The 17075-nt window shown below is 57.3% G+C and carries 12 protein-coding genes and 1 tRNA gene; 8 read left to right on the top strand and 5 right to left on the bottom strand.

Annotated elements, in window-relative coordinates; translation table 11 throughout:
- Positions 1-2: 2 nt before the first annotated feature.
- A tRNA-Phe gene (locus tag DTF_RS0107900) sits at positions 3-78 on the bottom strand.
- A gap of 183 nt (positions 79-261) precedes the next feature.
- On the opposite strand from DTF_RS0107900, the gene otsB reads away from it, so the two are divergent.
- The 8 genes from otsB (at position 262) to DTF_RS0107855 (ending at position 13213) form a co-directional block, all read left to right on the top strand.
- Complete coding sequence (gene otsB / locus DTF_RS0107895; protein WP_051361125.1) at positions 262-1062, top strand: trehalose-phosphatase; 801 nt, start codon at positions 262-264, stop codon at positions 1060-1062.
- A complete protein-coding gene (locus DTF_RS0107890) occupies positions 1059-2498 on the top strand; it encodes a trehalose-6-phosphate synthase (protein WP_027714888.1) in 1440 nt (479 codons plus the stop codon). Before otsB ends, DTF_RS0107890 begins: the two co-directional genes overlap by 4 nt.
- Before the next feature lie 339 nt (positions 2499-2837).
- Entirely contained in the window at positions 2838-3857 is a 1020-nt protein-coding gene (gene aroF / locus DTF_RS0107885; RefSeq protein ID WP_027714887.1) for a 3-deoxy-7-phosphoheptulonate synthase, read from the top strand.
- Between the two features lie 109 nt (positions 3858-3966).
- On the top strand, positions 3967-4242 hold the full coding sequence (locus DTF_RS0107880; RefSeq protein ID WP_027714886.1) for a hypothetical protein: 276 nt from the start codon (positions 3967-3969) through the stop codon (positions 4240-4242).
- A 133-nt stretch (positions 4243-4375) separates the two neighbouring features.
- On the top strand, positions 4376-5968 hold the full coding sequence (gene serA, locus DTF_RS0107875) for a phosphoglycerate dehydrogenase (RefSeq protein WP_027714885.1): 1593 nt from the start codon (positions 4376-4378) through the stop codon (positions 5966-5968).
- A 182-nt stretch (positions 5969-6150) separates the two neighbouring features.
- Complete coding sequence (locus tag DTF_RS25360) at positions 6151-7977, top strand: NHL repeat-containing protein (protein ID WP_027714884.1); 1827 nt, start codon at positions 6151-6153, stop codon at positions 7975-7977.
- A 543-nt stretch (positions 7978-8520) separates the two neighbouring features.
- The gene (locus DTF_RS0107860; protein WP_027714883.1) at positions 8521-10245 is read left to right on the top strand and encodes an acyl-CoA carboxylase subunit beta; all 1725 of its coding nucleotides are present in this window, start codon (positions 8521-8523) and stop codon (positions 10243-10245) included.
- A gap of 91 nt (positions 10246-10336) precedes the next feature.
- Positions 10337-13213 (top strand): biotin/lipoyl-containing protein, encoded by a 2877-nt coding sequence (locus DTF_RS0107855; RefSeq protein WP_027714882.1) that lies wholly within the window; start codon positions 10337-10339, stop codon positions 13211-13213.
- A gap of 172 nt (positions 13214-13385) precedes the next feature.
- Here DTF_RS0107855 and DTF_RS0107850 read toward each other — a convergent pair whose 3' ends face one another.
- The 4 genes from DTF_RS0107850 to DTF_RS0107835 all read right to left on the bottom strand — a co-directional run bounded on the left by DTF_RS0107850 (position 13386) and on the right by DTF_RS0107835 (position 16746).
- Complete coding sequence (locus DTF_RS0107850; protein WP_027714881.1) at positions 13386-13598, bottom strand: hypothetical protein; 213 nt, start codon at positions 13596-13598, stop codon at positions 13386-13388.
- A gap of 380 nt (positions 13599-13978) precedes the next feature.
- A complete protein-coding gene (locus DTF_RS0107845; protein ID WP_027714880.1) occupies positions 13979-14812 on the bottom strand; it encodes a menaquinone biosynthesis family protein in 834 nt (277 codons plus the stop codon).
- Positions 14812-15558: a futalosine hydrolase gene (mqnB, locus tag DTF_RS0107840; RefSeq protein WP_051361123.1), complete on the bottom strand. Its 747-nt coding sequence runs from the start codon at positions 15556-15558 to the stop codon at positions 14812-14814. Before mqnB ends, DTF_RS0107845 begins: the two co-directional genes overlap by 1 nt.
- A 99-nt stretch (positions 15559-15657) precedes the next feature.
- Positions 15658-16746, bottom strand: coding sequence for a hypothetical protein (locus tag DTF_RS0107835; protein ID WP_027714878.1), 1089 nt, complete (start codon positions 16744-16746; stop codon positions 15658-15660).
- Between the last annotated feature and the right edge of the window lie 329 nt (positions 16747-17075).

The following is a 17075-nucleotide window of genomic DNA, read 5'->3' as shown; positions in this document are numbered from 1 at the left end:
TCTGGTGCCCAGAGACAGAATCGAACTGCCGACACGAGGATTTTCAGTCCTCTGCTCTACCGACTGAGCTATCTGGGCGAAGAAGGTACACTTTATAGCGGAATCGCCGGGAGCTGTCAAGAAAAAATGATCGATGGCTGAAATGCCCAAGCGTCCCCTCTATTATTGCGAGTTTCATTTGTTGTGCTATAGTTAATAGCTAATTTTATTGATGAATTTCATGATCCATCCCGGGTGAAGCGGAATGCCAGGAAGGGCATAATGGATCCAGCCGACAGCGCAAAACTGAACGCCTTCTGGCGGAGTCTGCGACAGGCGTCGCAACGTGCACTGCTCCTCGATTACGACGGAACCCTGGCGCCATTCCGGGAGGAGCGGAACCAGGCTGTTCCCTACGCCGGAGTTCGGGAGGAGCTCGAAGCCATTCTGGCCTACGGGAAGACCCGGATGGTGATCATCAGCGGGCGCAGCATCGAAGATCTTCTCCCCCTTCTTGGACTGGAGCAGCCTCCGGAGATCTGGGGTTGTCACGGATGGGAGCGCCTGCTGCCTGATGGCGGCTATGAGCTTGGAGACCTGCCCGAAATGGCTGCCAAAGCCCTGGAGGAAGCAGAGTGCCGGGTTCGGCAGGCCGGTTTCGCGGAGCGCTGCGAGAGAAAGCCCGTGTCGGTGGCCTTTCACTGGCGGGGTCTGGATCCGGAAAAAATCGCACGGCTTGAAAACGAAATGACAGAGGCCTGGACGCCCCTGGCCGAGCGCGGCGGCCTTGAGCTTCACCCTTTCGACGGCGGGCTCGAACTGCGCGTTCCGGGGAGGGACAAGGGGTTTGCGGTGCGGCGGATCTTTGCCGATCTGGATGAGGGGGCTGCCGTCGCCTACCTGGGGGATGACCGGACCGACGAAGATGCCTTCCGCGTCATGGAGGGGAGGGGGCTGAGCGTTCTGGTGCGCCGGGAGCCGCGTCCGACCGCGGCCGAATTGCGGCTGGAGCCGCCGGAGGAGTTGCTGCAATTTCTGTCTCAATGGCTTGCGGTCTGCGCCTCAGATGGGAGAGGTCCATGAAGAAGAAGATTGACAAGCGGTTGGTGGTCGTATCGAACCGGCTGCCCATCGTGATCGATGAAGAGGAGGGAAACTGGAGGATTGCCCCGGGCTCTGGGGGCCTTATCACTGCGCTGGCTCCGGTGATGAAGAAAAATCGGGGGCTCTGGATCGGCTGGCCGGGGTGCGGCGAGGAAGCTCCCCTGCAGAAGCTGTTCGAGGACTTCGGCAAAGAGCAGGATTACCGTTTAAAGGGCGTTCCCCTGACGGAAGAAGAGGTGGAGAAGTATTACCTGGGATTTTCCAATGAGACACTCTGGCCCCTCTTCCACGACCTGCTGGGCTACTGCAACTTCAGTCTGGAAAACTGGAGGACCTATCAGGAGGTGAACCGTCGCTTCGCTTCCATTGTGGCCGAGGAGAGCAAGGACGACGACTTCATCTGGGTTCACGATTATCAGCTCACACTGGTGGGCGGTTACCTCCGAGAAGAAGGAATCAAACAGACCCTGGCCTTCTTTCTGCACATTCCCTTCCCGTCGGCCGATCTTTTCAGCCGTCTGCCGTGGAAGATTGAACTCCTCCGCGGCATGATGGAGTACGACCTGATCGGCTTTCAGACCTTGCGCGACAGGCGCAATTTCGTCAACTGCGCCATCGCCATGCTCCCCGAGGCGGAAGTGGTGAGCCGTCTGCGTCATTACACGCTGCTTCGATACGGCTCGCGAAAGGTGAAGGTGGGGCATTTCCCCATCAGCATCGACTTTGAGGAGTTCAACCGGGGAGCCCGCACCAAAGCGGTGGAAGAGGCGGCTTGGTATCTGCACGAGAACCTCCAGGGACGGCAGCTGGTGCTGGGCATCGACCGGCTGGACTATACCAAGGGGCTTCCCGAACGCTTCCTGGCCTTTGAGAGAGCCCTTGAAAAATACCCCGAGATCCGCCGGAAGATCACCCTCCTGCAGGTGGTGGTGCCGAGCCGGACCCTTGTTCCCGATTATCAGAATCTGAAGGAGCTCCTCGATCAGCTCGCCGGTCGGATCAATGCGCGTTTCGCCGAGCAGGGATGGATTCCCATCCACTATGTCTATCGCAGCCTTGAGCCGACTCAGTTGCTGGCTCATTACCGGACCTCGGAGATCGCCCTGATTACTCCGCTGCGCGACGGCATGAACCTGGTGGCCAAGGAATATTGCGCCGCCTCCGTCGATCAGAACGGAGTGCTGATCCTGAGCGAATTCGCCGGCGCCGCGGACCAGATGGGCAAAGCGGCTCTCCTCGTTAACCCTTATGATATAGATGGTACGGCGGATGCGATTTACAGGGCCTTCACCATGGAGCCGGAAGACCGCCGCCAGCGGCTGTCTCTGCTCCAGACGATCATCCGCCGCCATGACGTGCACCGTTGGGTCAATCAGTTCGTCAGCTCCATGAAGGGGGAAGAGTGGCGGGAGTAACCCCTTCGATCATTTCGCACTTGCCATTTCCCCGCCGTTCTGCTACTAAAGCACCATCTCGTTTTTCCATGGAACCGACATGTTCACTTTTTTTGCCAGCTTTTTTGACTTCTGCTTCTGGTGCGGCTTTTGGTTTAGGCCGTCTGCCCGGGGTGCAGGTCTGCTGGCGTAGGGAAAACGAAAAAGCCGACGCAGGATCAGAGACCATGGGCAGGCCGAAAATCCGGTTCTCCCGTGGTCTTTTCGCTTTTGGCATCGATGAATGACCAGGCCGCCGGGAGCAATCGGGTGGCCTGTTGTCGTTCACGCACCATTCATCGATTCAAAAGGAGCAGAATCATGATCATCGTCATGAAGCAGGGAGTCAGCAAGGAAGAATTGGCAGAAGTCAAAAAGCGCATCCGAGAACTGGGCTACCGTCCTCACGTCATTCACGGAGAGACCCGCAACGTCATCGGCGCGGTCGGCGGCGAGAGTGGCAAGTCGGTGCTTCAGGCCCTCGAATCGATGCCCGGAGTGGAAAACGTGGTGCCCATCCTCAAGCCTTACAAACTGGCGGGCCGCGAAGTAAAGCCAGAACCGAGCCTGGTGGAGGTGGCCGGAGGAATTTCGGTGGGAGGTGAGCGACTGGTGGTCATGGCCGGGCCCTGTTCGGTGGAGAGCGAGGAGCAGATCCTGGAGACGGCGCGAGCGGTCAAAGACTCTGGGGCCACCGTCCTGCGGGGCGGGGCCTTCAAGCCGCGCACCAGTCCCTATTCCTTCCAGGGGATGGAAGAGGAGGGTCTCAAGCTGCTGGCGCTGGCCCGTCAGGAGACGGGGCTGCCCATCGTCACCGAGGTGGTCAATCCGAGGGATGTCGAGCTGGTGGCCCGTTATGCCGACATCATGCAGGTGGGAGCGCGGAACGTACAGAATTTCGCTCTGCTCAAGATGCTGGGGCAGTTGGACAAGCCGATTCTTCTCAAGCGGGGAATGGCCACCACCATTCAGGAATTCCTGATGAGCGCCGAGTATATCCTGGCCGAGGGAAACCGCCGGGTCATGCTCTGCGAGCGCGGCATCCGCACCTTCGAAACAGCCACCCGCAACACTCTGGACATCTCGGCGGTGCCGGTGCTCAAGGAGCAGACCCACCTGCCGGTGATCGTCGACCCCTCCCACGCCACAGGCCATGCCAGCCTCGTCCCCGCCATGTGCTACGCTTCCGTGGCGGCCGGCTGCGACGGACTGATCGTCGAAGTCCATCCCCATCCCGAAAAGGCTTCCAGCGACGGTCCCCAATCCCTGCGCCCGGGCGATTTTGATGGAATGATGCAAAAGCTGCGAAAATTTGCCGAAGCGGCCGGGAGAAAACTGTAAAAATCGTCATTGGTCCCTGGTCATTTGTCACTGGCAAAAACCTGAAGCCCTGCGATTCTGGTTTGAGCCTTGAAACAAATGACCAATGACCAATGATAAAGGAATACTTATGTTCTTCATCCCCCTCTCGCAGATCGAAAGCGTCGATCTGGTCGTTCATGCCTTGCGATCCGCCGGAGGCGAGGCAGACTGCACCACCTGCCCCGCTCGCCGGGTCTGCATGAAGCAGTGTCTGACCATCGCCGATGCGGTTGTCGGAATGGTTTCATCGGGCACCCTGCCGAGGATCGGAGCCGAAACGGAGATGTCCTCCGAGGTTCCGGAGGCGACAGAGGAGCCGGAAAAGAAAGGAAGCATGAAGGGGCGCCTGCAGGTGATAAAATAGCCATGAACGGCAGGCCGGGAAATGCATACGTCGTTGACACGACAAGGCAAAGGTTCTAAACTTCTCGCTTTTAAAATCCATGCAAAGGTGTCGGCCGAACCGACCGACGCCGGTCCGGCACCAAGGAGCGCTCATGAAGGTCCTCATCACCGACGAAATTTCCCGGGAGGGGCTCCAGCCCCTTCTTGACGATCCCCGCATCGAACTCGATATCAAGCTTGGCCTCTCCATCGAGGAGCTTCATCGGGTGATCGGCGAATATGACGCCATCATTACCCGAAGCGGCACCCAGGTCGACGCTCCCCTGCTCGACCACGCTCACCGGCTTAAGATCGTGGCCCGGGCGGGGGTGGGTATCGACAACGTCGATGTCGAATATGCCAGCAATAAGGGGATCATCGTCGTCAACGCTCCTTTCGGCAACGTCAACTCGGCGGCCGAGCATACGATGGCGATTCTTCTGTCTCTGTGCCGCAACGTGACCGTTGCCAATGCCAGTCTCAAATCTGGTGACTGGAAACGGGCACCTTTCACCGGCTACGAACTCAAAGGCAAGACCGTCGGCATTATCGGCATCGGCAAGGTCGGGGGCAGGGTGGCCATGCGCTGCAAGGCCTTCGAGGCCGAAGTGATCGCCTGCGACCCTTACGTCTCGGAAAAACGGGCGACCGACCTCGGCGTCCGGCTGGTGCATCTGGATGATATCGTCCGTTTTGCCGATATCATCACAGTGCATACTCCCCTCAATGAAGAAACCCACAATTTGATCGATGCCGAGCACTTCAAGGGAATGAAGGACGGGGTCATCATCATCAACTGCGCCCGTGGGGGAATCATCAATGAAGGAGCGATGCTCGCCGCCCTGGAAAGCGGCAAGGTCGGCGGAGCCGCCTTCGATGTCTGGAGCGAAGAGCCCCCGCGCACCGAGACCCTTAAAAAGCTCATTGCCCACCCCCGCATGGTGGTCACGCCCCACCTGGGCGCAAATACGTTTGAGGCCCAGAAAAACGTGGCCGTCGACGTGAGCCGGGAGATCGTCAATTATCTTGACGGACGCTCCCTGGAAAACGCCGTCAACATTCCCAAATTCGATCCCGACCTCATGGAGCATATGAAGCCCTTCATGGGACTTGTCGGCAAGATCGGCGAGTTCGTCTCCCAACTTGCCGCGCCAAATCCCAACAAGGTCACATTCACATACAACGGCAAGCTCGCCCGTTACGATTGCGCTCCCATCACCGTCTGCGGGCTGGCGGCGCTGCTCAATTGCCACACCGAGCAGGAAGTGAATATGGTCAATGCTCGGCTGGTGGCAAGGAACATGGGAATCGCCGTAGAGGAGGTCCGCACAACCGAATCCGAGTCCTTCTCCAATCTGATCACCCTGACTCTCGAATCCGCCGAGGGACGGCGCAGCATCGCCGGAACCCTGTTCGAGGGGATCCCCAAGGTCGTCAAGATGCGCGATTTCCTTACCGATTTCACGCCAGAGGAACACATGCTGGTCATCACCTATGCCGACAAGCCGGGGCTGATCGGCAGGATCGGCACCATTCTCGGTGAAGCCGGAATCAATATCGGCTTCATGAATCTGGGAAGGCAGGCCAAAGCTGGTGAAGCGATGGTGGTTCTTTCTCTGGATACCCCCGCCGACGAGAAAACACTCGAGAGACTGGAAGCCGCCGTCGATGCGCACTTTATCAAGGCGGTGCACATGAAAGGCTGACGCGAGATTCCGCGGCAAAACAGCAGAAGGCCGACGCCCTTGACCGGGTGCCGGCCTTTTTATTGGTGCGGCTTGAACAATGCGGTTTGACAGGTCCGGCATCGGCGCTATAAATGAGGGTACCGAATTGAATTGCCATCCCTGTTTTGCTGCACATCCCTGAGAGCAAAGGAGAAAATCCCTTGCCGAGCCTGTCGGAATCCGGAGTGCAGGCGCAGAATTCTGCAGAGAACGCCCGCGCCGTCAAAAGTCCCCCTGTCGCCATCCTCACGGCTGCAGCCCTGTGCGTCATCCTGCTGTTCGGCTATTTCTTTTCCCCCGACCTTGTGAACCTTCTGGAAATTCTTGCCGGCCAACCCGCCCCTCTTGAAGTCTTTATCAGGGCCCACTTTCTCGTGGTCGCTTTCCAGGTGATCCTTGTTCTTTTTGCCCTGCTTTACGTAATGCCGGTCAGAGATTTGAAAAAACGACTTCTGCTCTATTTCCTCCTGGCGGAAGCCATCCTTCTCTGCTCGATCTGGATCTTTGACAAGCCTGACATATTCTTTTTTTGGGAAAAATCCGCTCTGACCTTTTTCTCCGCTCTGTTTCTCATTCTCTGTTCCTTGACCGCTTACCTGAATGGAATGTTTTTACCCTTCAGCCCGGGATCGGAGCGGATTGCAAAACTGTTCTGGTTCACCCTTTCGGCGGCATTCCTGTTTGCCGGAATGGATGAATTTTTCATGCTGCATGAGAAGATCTCAAAAATGCTCCATGGCGTAAACTGGTTCGATGACATGATCACCGGCCTGTATGCCCTTGGCGCTGGCGCCTTCGTCGCTGTTTTTTACAAAACCTTTAAAAGAGAAATTTTCGGCCGGGACAATTTTTTCTTCATGGTTCTTTGTTCAGGAATACTTTCCCTGTCGGTCGCGATGCTCATCGATTCCTTCGATTTTCTCTTCCGGTTCCTTGACCGCTACATAAGTACCTTCCATCTGCTCAATTCACTGGAAGAATTGATGGAATTCACAGCCGCAACCCTTTTCCTGTGCGCCTTTGTGGTGAACCTGTGCCAGATCAAAGGGCGAACGCTCGGACTGACCCTGACCAGAGTCGGGACATATACCCCTTCGACCCTCATGAGACGGAGCTTCTGGGGGATCGTTTTTTTATCGGCCATCGCGGCCGTGGGAATCAAGGGAGCTTTCGGCGTTGGCGATGAGCCGGTCATCTTCGAACTCGGGCAGGCCATTTCCATTTTCGCCGACGTCTCCGACGGGCTCAAGGGACCGGACGGATTGATATTCAGCCCGGTTCATGGCCTCGTCGTCGGAGATGAAGCCGCTTCCAGCATTCTCGTCTTCGATCTGAACGGCAACGGCCGTGTCTATGCCGACGGCGCGACGGGTCTGGTCTCTCCCGAGGGGCTCGCAGTCTGGCAGAGCGATATTTTCGTGGCTGACGACTCTCAGGGAAAGGTCCTTAAGTATGCCGCCGCCGGCACGATTCCCATCATTGTTGCAGAAACCGGGCTGAAATCTCCGGAAGGCCTCGCCGTCGACGCAAGGGGCGACCTTTACCTTGCCGACGAAGTATTGTCTATGGTCGTGAAATATGCCGGTGGGCAGCGGCAGGTCATGGCCTCCTCCCTGGACGGCCTGAAAACTCCAGAGGAACTTGCTTTTGATGAACAGGGAAATCTCTACATAACGGACGAAAAGGCGCGGGCGGTTTTTAAAGTTTCTCCCTCCGGCGAAACCACGGTCTTTGCCGACCACTCCGATGGTCTCATGGCCCCGGAGGGGATCGCCGTCAATCTGAACCGGATATACGTCACCGACAACGAAACCGGCACCATATTCCGGTTCGAACCCGATGGCATCGGGGGGGAATTCATTACCTTTTCCCGAAGACACAGGAACCTCTCGGGGATCGCCTTTGATGAGCAGAACAATCTCTACGTGGTTTCCTCGGACCCCTACAGCGCCACCAGGCACATATTTCGAATAGTATCGGACTACTGAAAGAGGCGAGCCCGACTCTCTCCTTCCTCTTGTGCCGCATAATTTTCGGGAAATTTAAATCAGCTGAGGAAATCAGGCTGAAAGGAATCGGGGGACGGATCCGGGAGGATAGGAGTGGAAAATTCCACCGATGAAAGCCCACCCTCCGATTTGCATCTGGGGGAACCTTCATGCCGCGGCTCGGCGGCTATCCGGAATTCAGTCATAGAATATCAAGAACATAGAACGCTATTGCGAGAGCTCCTTCTCTCTGCTCCCCTTGTGCCGAACATCCACGGACGGATCAAGAGCCAACGTTGAACCTTCGAAAAATGGGGTTCCGAGAGATCTTTAGTTTTTTATCCTAAATAAAATTTTCCTTGACAAATCGCCTTATTTTTTGTTTTGTAATAGAGGTTTAAAAAACGATGTTTGATAAAAATAATCATTTTGCGCAATGCAGTTTCAAGCATTCTGAGGCTGTTATACCACAGGCAAGCCGGTTCACGGCAGCAATCGCCGTTTTTCCGGGAGGCCGTCAAACCCAACAAGAGGGATGAGCAAATGTCCGAAAAAGCGATTAAACCTTCATTGAAGAATCCATTTGATTCAAAGGAAGCGGTCGAATTCAATATTCCCGGAGAAATCGCCGGGAAAGCGGGCGGCTACGAAGCTGCCATGCAAGAGGGACACGCTCTGACCGAGCGCCCCATCAAATCGGTCAGCGTCGCGCAGGTGGAAAAACAGCACTTCAAGAAGCGCATGACCGTCTGGGAAAGAATCAAGGTTCTGACCGACCAGGAGCCTAATGTTCTCTTTCAGAATTGGGGCAAGAACCTGGATGGGGCCTCCCTGGTTACCGGGATCCTGAACATCGGCGGTCGTGATGTGGCCCTCTACGGTCATGACTTCACCGTGCGCGCCGGCTCCATCGATGCCACCAACGGCAACAAGCTGGCCCGTCTTTTCCAGATGGCCGGCGAGAAGGGGATTCCACTTATCGGGATGAATGACAGCGCCGGCGCCTTTGTGCCGGCCGGAGTCGGAGGCCTCGACGGCTACGCCGAGGCTTTCACCGCCCTGCGCAAAATCAGCGGAGTCGTCCCCTCCATCATGTGCATGTTCGGCTTCAATGCCGGCGGCGGCAGCTATCTTCCCCGCCAGGGCAGCTTCCTGATCCAGCCCAATGACACCTTCTTCGGTCTCACCGGGCCGGGGGTCGTCAAGTCGGTTCTGGGTGAAGACATCACTCCCGAAGAGCTGGGCGGACCCAAGGTTCACGGAGCCTCTGGCGTCGTCGACGTGACGGTTGCCGACGAAGTCGCCGCCCTGCGCACCGCCGTGCGGCTGCTCAGCTATCTTCCCGACAACAACAGCATGATGGCTCCCTTCCAGACCACCAGCGACCCCCTGGACCGCAAGACCTGGGAAATCAATACTCTGCTGAAGAAGGCCTTCAACAGCCCCACCGGCTTCAACACTCCCTTCGATGTATCTATCGTCATCCAGCAGATCTGCGATCATGGCGACTACTTCGAAATCCAGCCCGAGCGGGCCCGGGAAGCTGTCACTGCTTTCGGCCGTCTGGGCGGCAACGTGGTGGGCTTCGTGGCCAACAACAGCGCCGTGGCTTCCGGTCAGATCGACTGCGATTCGGCCATGAAGATCGCCCGCTTCGTGCGCTTCTGCAATATCTACAACATTCCCCTGATCTTCATGGAGGACACCACCGGGTTCCTCCCCGGCCGCGAGCAGGAAGCCCGCGGCATCGTTCAGGCCGGCCGCTCCATGCTGGACTCCATTATCGACGTGCGCACACCGCGCATTCTGCTCATCCTGCGCAACGCCTTCGGCGGCGCCTATGCCTCCTACAACAACTACCCGACCGGCGCCGATCTGGTCCTGGCCCTTCCGACGACCCGCCTGGCCGTCATGGGTCCGGCGGGCAAGGAGTTCGTCTACAAGGATGAGCTGCGCAAGCTGCGCGGCTCTATCGCCGCGCGCGTCAAGCAGGGAGTTAAGGAGCGCACCTCTGCCGGCATGGAAGGCGAGGAGGCCAAGAAGGACGCGGAGAAGGAAGCCGCCGAATGGTTGAAGCTGGAAGAGGCGGCTCTCAACCTGCGTTACGAGAAAGAGCTGATGAACCCGAAGGAGGGCCTCGCCCTGGGGTCCATCTCCTCCATCGTCATGCCCACTGATCTGCGCAAGGTGCTAGGGGAGAACATGAACTTCTTCCTCCGGCACTACAAGCCGTCGCCGATGCAGTCCATCCAGCGCGAATTCCATTAAACTCCGAGGGATATGAGATATGAAAGGTCAAAGCATGAAGGTGATACCCATGGCCGCTAAGAGACAAACCAGGGAATTGGAGATGAAGTCCATGGAAAAGCCCGTCGATTATTATAAAAACAACCCTCTGATTCACCGGGACCGCCGTCTGGGTCAATCCGATTCCGAGTGGGTTCGCTCGTTCTCCTGCGAGGATCTCAAGCCGCTGATCGTCTGCCGCGGTCCGATCCGCAAGGAGGCCATGGACGTCTACGAGGAGATGGGGATTACCCATTACGGCATCCTCCTCTCCGAGAAGGACTCCATCGTCTATCCCAATGCCCTTTCTCCCGAGCTGCGTCAGTTGACGGACTCCACCCGCGTCCACCGGGTGCCCGACTACACCGGCGCAAGCAAGGAGGAGCGGATTGAGCGCATCGGTCAGATCATCCGGATTGCCAAGGACAACGGCTACGACTCCATCTTCGCCGGCTACGGTTTCATGGCCGAGGATGATGAATTCGTGGCGGCGATTGAGGATGCCGGGCTCAAGTTCATCGGCCCCTGCGCCGCCACCCAGAGGGCTGCCGGCAAGAAGGACGAGGCCAAGCGGACGGCCCTGCAGGTGGGCGTTTCCGTCACCCCGGGCATCGACAACGTAACAGCCCGCACCCTGATCGCGAAGCACCCCAGCCGCGAGGCGCTGCTGGCCGTTGTCAAGGCGGAGGGGCTGAATTGCGATCAGAAGATTCTGGCCGACGAAAGCCTTCCTCTTGAGACCCTTGCCGACCACATCCTCTTTGCATCCTATGCCAAGGGGATCGATCTCTTTTCCATCGATGAGCTCTGTACCCGGGTTCAGTCCGAATGCGTCGACATGTTCAGAAATTATCCCGGAGCCCGCATCCGTCTCAAAGCGATCGGCGGCGGCGGCGGCAAGGGTCAGCGCATCCTGGGTGCCTCCCTGCTGACTAAAAAGAATCCGAGCGACGGCGATATCGCCCGGGCCGCTTCCGACGCCCCGGGGCTGGTGCGAGAGGTCCTCAACGAGGTCAAGGCCAATGGCGTCGGCGACAACAAGAACGTCCTCATCGAACTGAATATCGAGCAGACCCGGCATAACGAAATTCAGCTCCTCGGCAACGGTGAGTGGGCCATCGCCCTCGGTGGCCGAGACTGCTCCCTGCAGATGCACGAGCAGAAGCTTCTCGAGATCTCCGTCACGCAGGAGGGGCTTGCCCTGGAGATCGAGAAGGCCCAGAAGGCCGGTCTGAAAGCTCAGGCCGAGGCTCTTGCCACCGACCTCGAAGTTCTCAAACGCATGGAAGAGCAGTCGGAGCGTTTCGGCACTGCCGTTGCGCTCGATTCCGCTTCGACCTTCGAGTGCATCGTCGATCGGGACCGCCATTATTTCATGGAAGTCAACACCCGCATCCAGGTCGAGCACCGGGTGACCGAGCTTGTCTACAAGCTCAAATTCACCAATCCCGACGATAAGAACGATTACTTCATTGTCGAGTCTCTGGTCGAAGCGATGGCCCTGCTGGCCCGGCACAAGGAGCGCCTCCCCCGCCCTGAGCGCCTGCCCCGTTTCGGTGCCGGAGCCGAAGCGCGCCTCAACGCCACAGACGCCTCGCTTTCACCCGCCGCCGGCGGAATGGTCCGCTACTGGTCCAATCCGATCGAAGGCGAAATCCGGGATGATCAGGGAATCTGCCTGGTCAATCCGGACACGGGCCTGTTCATGCGGTATAAGGTGGCCGGGGCCTACGATTCGAACATCGCCCTGCTGCTGACCAAAGGAGAGGACCGCATCGACAGTTACAATCATCTCTCCAAGGTTCTCCGCAGCACCACCCTGCGCGGCACGGATCTGGCCACCAATCTCGAGTTCCACTACGGTCTGGTCAATTGGTTCATCGGCAACAATGTCATGGCCAAGCCGACCACCCGCTTCGTGGTCCCCTACCTCACCCTGGTCGGCAAACTGAAGGAAGAGGCCGCCAAGCTAGATGTGGTATACGCCTTCCTGGCCATGAAGAAGCATTATGGCAAACTCTATGGGGAGAATCCCGAGGTCGCCAAGGCGGTCTCGGCCGTCCTCGACCGCAAGGGCACGCTGCTGACCCGCCCGATGGAGAAGCTGCTGGAGGACCCGCACCTCCTTTCGGGATGGCTGAGCCTCAATAGGAAGAATTTCAGTATCGAAAACGGCAAGATCGTCTGGCTGCGCAATCCGCTGATCATCCTGGAAGAGACATACCGGTATCTCAATATGAACTGGCGCCCGGAGGCTCCCGCCGCCGAGGTTATCTGGACTCACGACAACGACCTGTTGCAGGACGCGCTGAAGTTCTACGCCGATCTGCGCGATAAATTCGGCCTGAAGAAGGAAGAATTCGTCAAGCTCAACGGCATCCTTGGGAACGACCAACCTCAAGGCGGCTTCGATGCCGGGACCTGGGAGCAGATCCGTTCGGCGCATCAGGGCTACGAAATAGGCAACGAGCTGTTCGGCATCCTCTTCCTGGTCGCCGAGAGAACAGATTTCTTCGCTTTCAGGGTGGAGGAAAATCTGGAGGTCACCATCCCCGAGTATCTGAACGATCCTGACCTGCAGGCGCAGATGAAGAAGGTGCTGGTGCCTCCGCCTTCCACGAAAGCCGACGAGATCGTGACTCCAGGCGGCGGGATGTACTATGCTCAGGAAGCCCCCGGGATGCCGCCATTCGTCGCCGAGGGGATGCACTTCGAAAAAGGGCAGCCGCTCTTCATCCTCGAAGTCATGAAGATGTTTAACAAGGTCCCGGCGCCTTTCTCCGGGACCATCGACAAGATCCTCATTGAGGGTGGAGACGGCACCATTGTCTCCAAGGGGCAGCCGCTGTTCAAGGTAACCCCCGACGAGAAGTTCGTCGAAACCGATCCCAAGGAGATCGAGAAGGAGCAACGCGCCCGCACGAGTGAATATCTGCATGCGGTGCTCTGAGGGGGCGAAAGGCGTGAGGTGTGAGGAGAAAAAAACACCAGAGCGTCGATTGCCGCCCCGGCGCCGTATCTAGTCCGACTGTTCATCAATTAAAAACCCCGCCTTAATAAGGCGGGGTTTTTAATTGATGGTATCGGGGGAGTCGTTAAACCGTCCCTCACTCCTCACGGCCCTAAACCGCCCAGGCGTAATCATCAGCCTCGACGCATTCGGACAGGGCTTCCATGAACGAGTTCCTCTGCGTATCCCTGACGACTTCGGCCCTGCCATGGTTGACGGACCAACTGGATCCGCAGATCCTGCATTCGATGATGTCTTCATAGAACCCTTCGGCATGCAGGTCCATTTCGCTGTGTTCATGGCTCTTGCAAACGGGACATCTCATCGGCGATCTCCTTTCGCGATATGTGGAAGGTTTTATCAGATACGCTCAAAGTATAAACGTTCTATCCGAGCAACGCAAGGGTCGACGATTAAAAAAACATGTTAAAACAACATGTTATATCGATTTTTGTTTTAGTGTGTATATCGATGGTTTAGAAACATTCATTCTCGCTGAGCCGAGGTCAGCTTTTTTCGCCGATTAACAGGCTAACTACGGTTAGAAGGTGTGGTTATCATGTAGACCGGCATTTTGAATCGGTAACAAAGGCTGAAAGGACTAAGAGAGGAGGGGCTGAAATATTTTTCCGGATGTGCGGGCATTCGACCGGCAAAACTCCGTCTCGGTGGTGGAAAGGTCCAGGATTAGGGACGAAGCGGAAATCAGGTCGCGAAAAGGGGAAGATTACCTGAGGGAATGATATGGCGCTCCTCGGCCCGGGCGAGGAGCGTTTCGACCGCCTGCACCCCTTCTGGACCGAGATCGAGGGAGAATTCGTTGACGTAAAGGCCTATGTGGCGATTGATGACCTCATCTTCCATCTCCTGCGCATGTGCCCGGATGTAGGCCCGGGGTTCTTCGGGACGGGAAAAGGCATATTCGACGCTCCGTCGCAGAGCCGCTTCGATCCTTCCAATCAGTTCCGCACCCAGAGAGCGCTTGGCCAGAATCCCTCCCAACGGAATCGGCAGTCCCGTTTCCGCCTCCCACCAGGCACCCAGATCAAGTACCTGCACCAGATTGTGCGCCGCATAGGTAAAGCGCGATTCGTGGATGATCACCCCGGCATCGACTTCGCCCCGGACAACGGCGGTCATGATCTCGTGGAAAGGGAGAATCAACGGATTTTCATATCCCTCTCCATAGAGCTGCAGCAGAAGATTGGCGGTGGTCAGTTTTCCTGGTATGGCGAGGCGTTTGCCTTTCAGGTCGGTCATGGCAGCGGGTTCCCTGGCCACCACCAGCGGCCCGCATCCGCGTCCCAGAGCCCCGCCGCTGCGCAGCAGGGCGTAATCGCCCCGCAAGTGGCCAAGGGCATGATAGGAGATCTTGGTCAGGTCGAGATCATTTTTGACGGCCAGGGCGTTCAGGGTTTCCACGTCCTCCAGACGTTCGGTGATCTTAACGTCCGCCAGGGAAACCAGGCCGTGGACCAGGGCGTAGAAGATGAAGGTATCGTTGGGGCAGGGTGAATAGCCGAGCGAGAGGTTCCTCATCAGGCCCTGTCTCCTCCTTTGGGCCAGTCGCGAAGAAAGTTCATGAGGGCCTGCTGAGCCACGAGGGTTCCGCCCTTGAGGTCCCAGGAGGCAAGATTACGGTTTTCGGTGAGATTGGAGATGCCGCGAAGCTCAAGGAAAGGTGTTCCGTGAAGGGCGCATATCTGGGCGATGGCGGCTCCTTCCATGTTTTCGCAGATGCCGCCGGTTCGACTGGCGAGCTCAACTCCGGCTGCGGATGTCCCCGAGCAGGTGGAGACAGTCACTATGGGACCAGCGGCCATTTTCCTGCCGATCGCGGCGGCCGTCTGTTCCACCAGGGGCCGGGCAGACTGAAAAAGATCGGAGTCGCAGGGAAAGCGGTTGAAGAATTTTCGCCCCTCTTTTTCAATGCTGGGAAAGCCGAGGTGTTGAAGGTCGAAAAATCCCTCAGGGGTCAGGACGCCTTCGTCTCCATAGACCTCCTCCGTGGCCAGTGCCAGATCGCCGACGGCCAGCGAGCTGCCGGGGTAGGCCCCCCCACATCCTACGGCAATGACGGCGGCGGGTCTGCAGAACTCCAGCAGAACCGTGGCGGCCGCTGCCGCGCCGGCTTTGCCAATCCCGCTATGAAGCAGAACCACGGCGTGGCCGAAGAGAGTTCCCCGAAAAAGATCGCGCCGCCCGCACCTGCGCACTTCGCACGGTGACATGTGCCGGCGCAGAAGATCGGTTTCGAAAGGGACGGCGGCGATGATGGCTATCATAACGGCAGGCAGAAGGCTAAAGGTTAAAGGTTCAAGGTAAAAGGTCCAAGGATTGAGGTTTTCCCTTTCGCCTTTGGCCTTTAACCTTGTACCTGATTTTCAAGGCTTGTACCATCCCTGCCGGATAAGATCGCGGCGCAGATAGGCTCCCTGATTGCGCACCATGCCCCGATACCAGAATCGGTCCTCGGGCACAGGAAGGTCTCCCGGCGGGTCGAGGCGTTTGCGGCGGTCGACCAGATTTTTCTGAAACCGCTCATCGGCTTCGGCCACGATATCGAGTATCTTCTGGCGCAATGTCGCCGAAACTCCCTCGACCACATACTGTATCATGTCGCGGAGGTTGAGTCCCTGGCGATATTCCCAAAGGTCGCCCTCGAAAACCGCCTCGCATTCATTGACGAAATCGTTCCAGTCCAGCAGGAGGCTGCCGAAGTCCTCATCACGGTATTCCTCGAAATCCGGATGGTTTGCGAGCCGTTTCTCGATAGCATCCTGGTCTTTTTTGGAGAGAAAGAAGGAAAGGCTCTCTTCCACAGGATACATATCAAGCATCTCGGTCAGTTCGCCACAGAAATGAATATAGTCGAGCTCGGATTCAGGCATAGTGGAGAAGGGTTCCGGGAGAGTTTCCCGGGGGTGGCACAGCAGAGAAAGATGGTCGTGGCCGTAATCTGCGGGATGCAGAAGGTCGGGTTGATGGGTGAGCCCGTGCCGGGTGAACAGATCCATGATCCGGATATGGTTGCTGGTGAAACTGGTCAGAACCTTTTCCTCCGAATAGAAAAGCTCCATGCCGGCCCGATTATTGGCCAGGCCGAAGCCGACAAACCCGTCATGGATCAGGCGGTGGAGATACGGTTCAATGGTGCTGAGGAGTTCCTCCGTCGGCAAGTAGGGGGAGTAATAGACTGTTGGAACCGGATCCTCGCTGTCGTCCTCTTTATCGTCCTGGAAATCCTGATAGAATTCCAGAATGAAAAAGGCTTCCTCCGGCAGACAGGAGGCAAAGGAGCGGACAATATCGGCCACCCTTGATGCATCGGCCAACGCTGTGAACCGATAGGAATCGGAGCAGTTTTCAAGAAGAGAAAAGGCATAGCCTTCCCGGAGGCGGTGCTGACCGGTGCGCATCTCGCTCTGCCACAGGCGAATGCCAAGAGGGTATTTGAGGGTTTCGTTGACCAAGAATAGATTCCTTTAGATCCGGCGGCCGCAAGGGAATGAGTTCTTCAGGGCCGCAGCTAGAGGTATGATGGGACTTTGATGGTAGGTAAAAGTACTGGATTTGCGCGAAAAAGTCAATACACCCCACCCCGTCTTGAGGGTCACTCTTGATGGCAGTCGCAAAAAGTCCGCCCTACGGTATTACGGCTTTTTTAAGGACTTCGACATACCTGATGTATGCCGTCGCTCCTGAAAACCACCAGGCCTTGTAGGGCGGGATTTTTGCTCAGCCATCTGAGCTTTTGCGAAGGCATCACTCCGGGAGGGCTGAGACAGCCGGCGCCACCAGT

Source organism: Desulfuromonas sp. TF (genome assembly GCF_000472285.1).
In the GTDB taxonomy this organism is placed as follows: domain Bacteria; phylum Desulfobacterota; class Desulfuromonadia; order Desulfuromonadales; family ATBO01; genus ATBO01.
The sequence above is the reverse complement of the archived record's forward strand: the minus strand, read 5'-3'. Positions and strand labels throughout refer to the sequence as shown.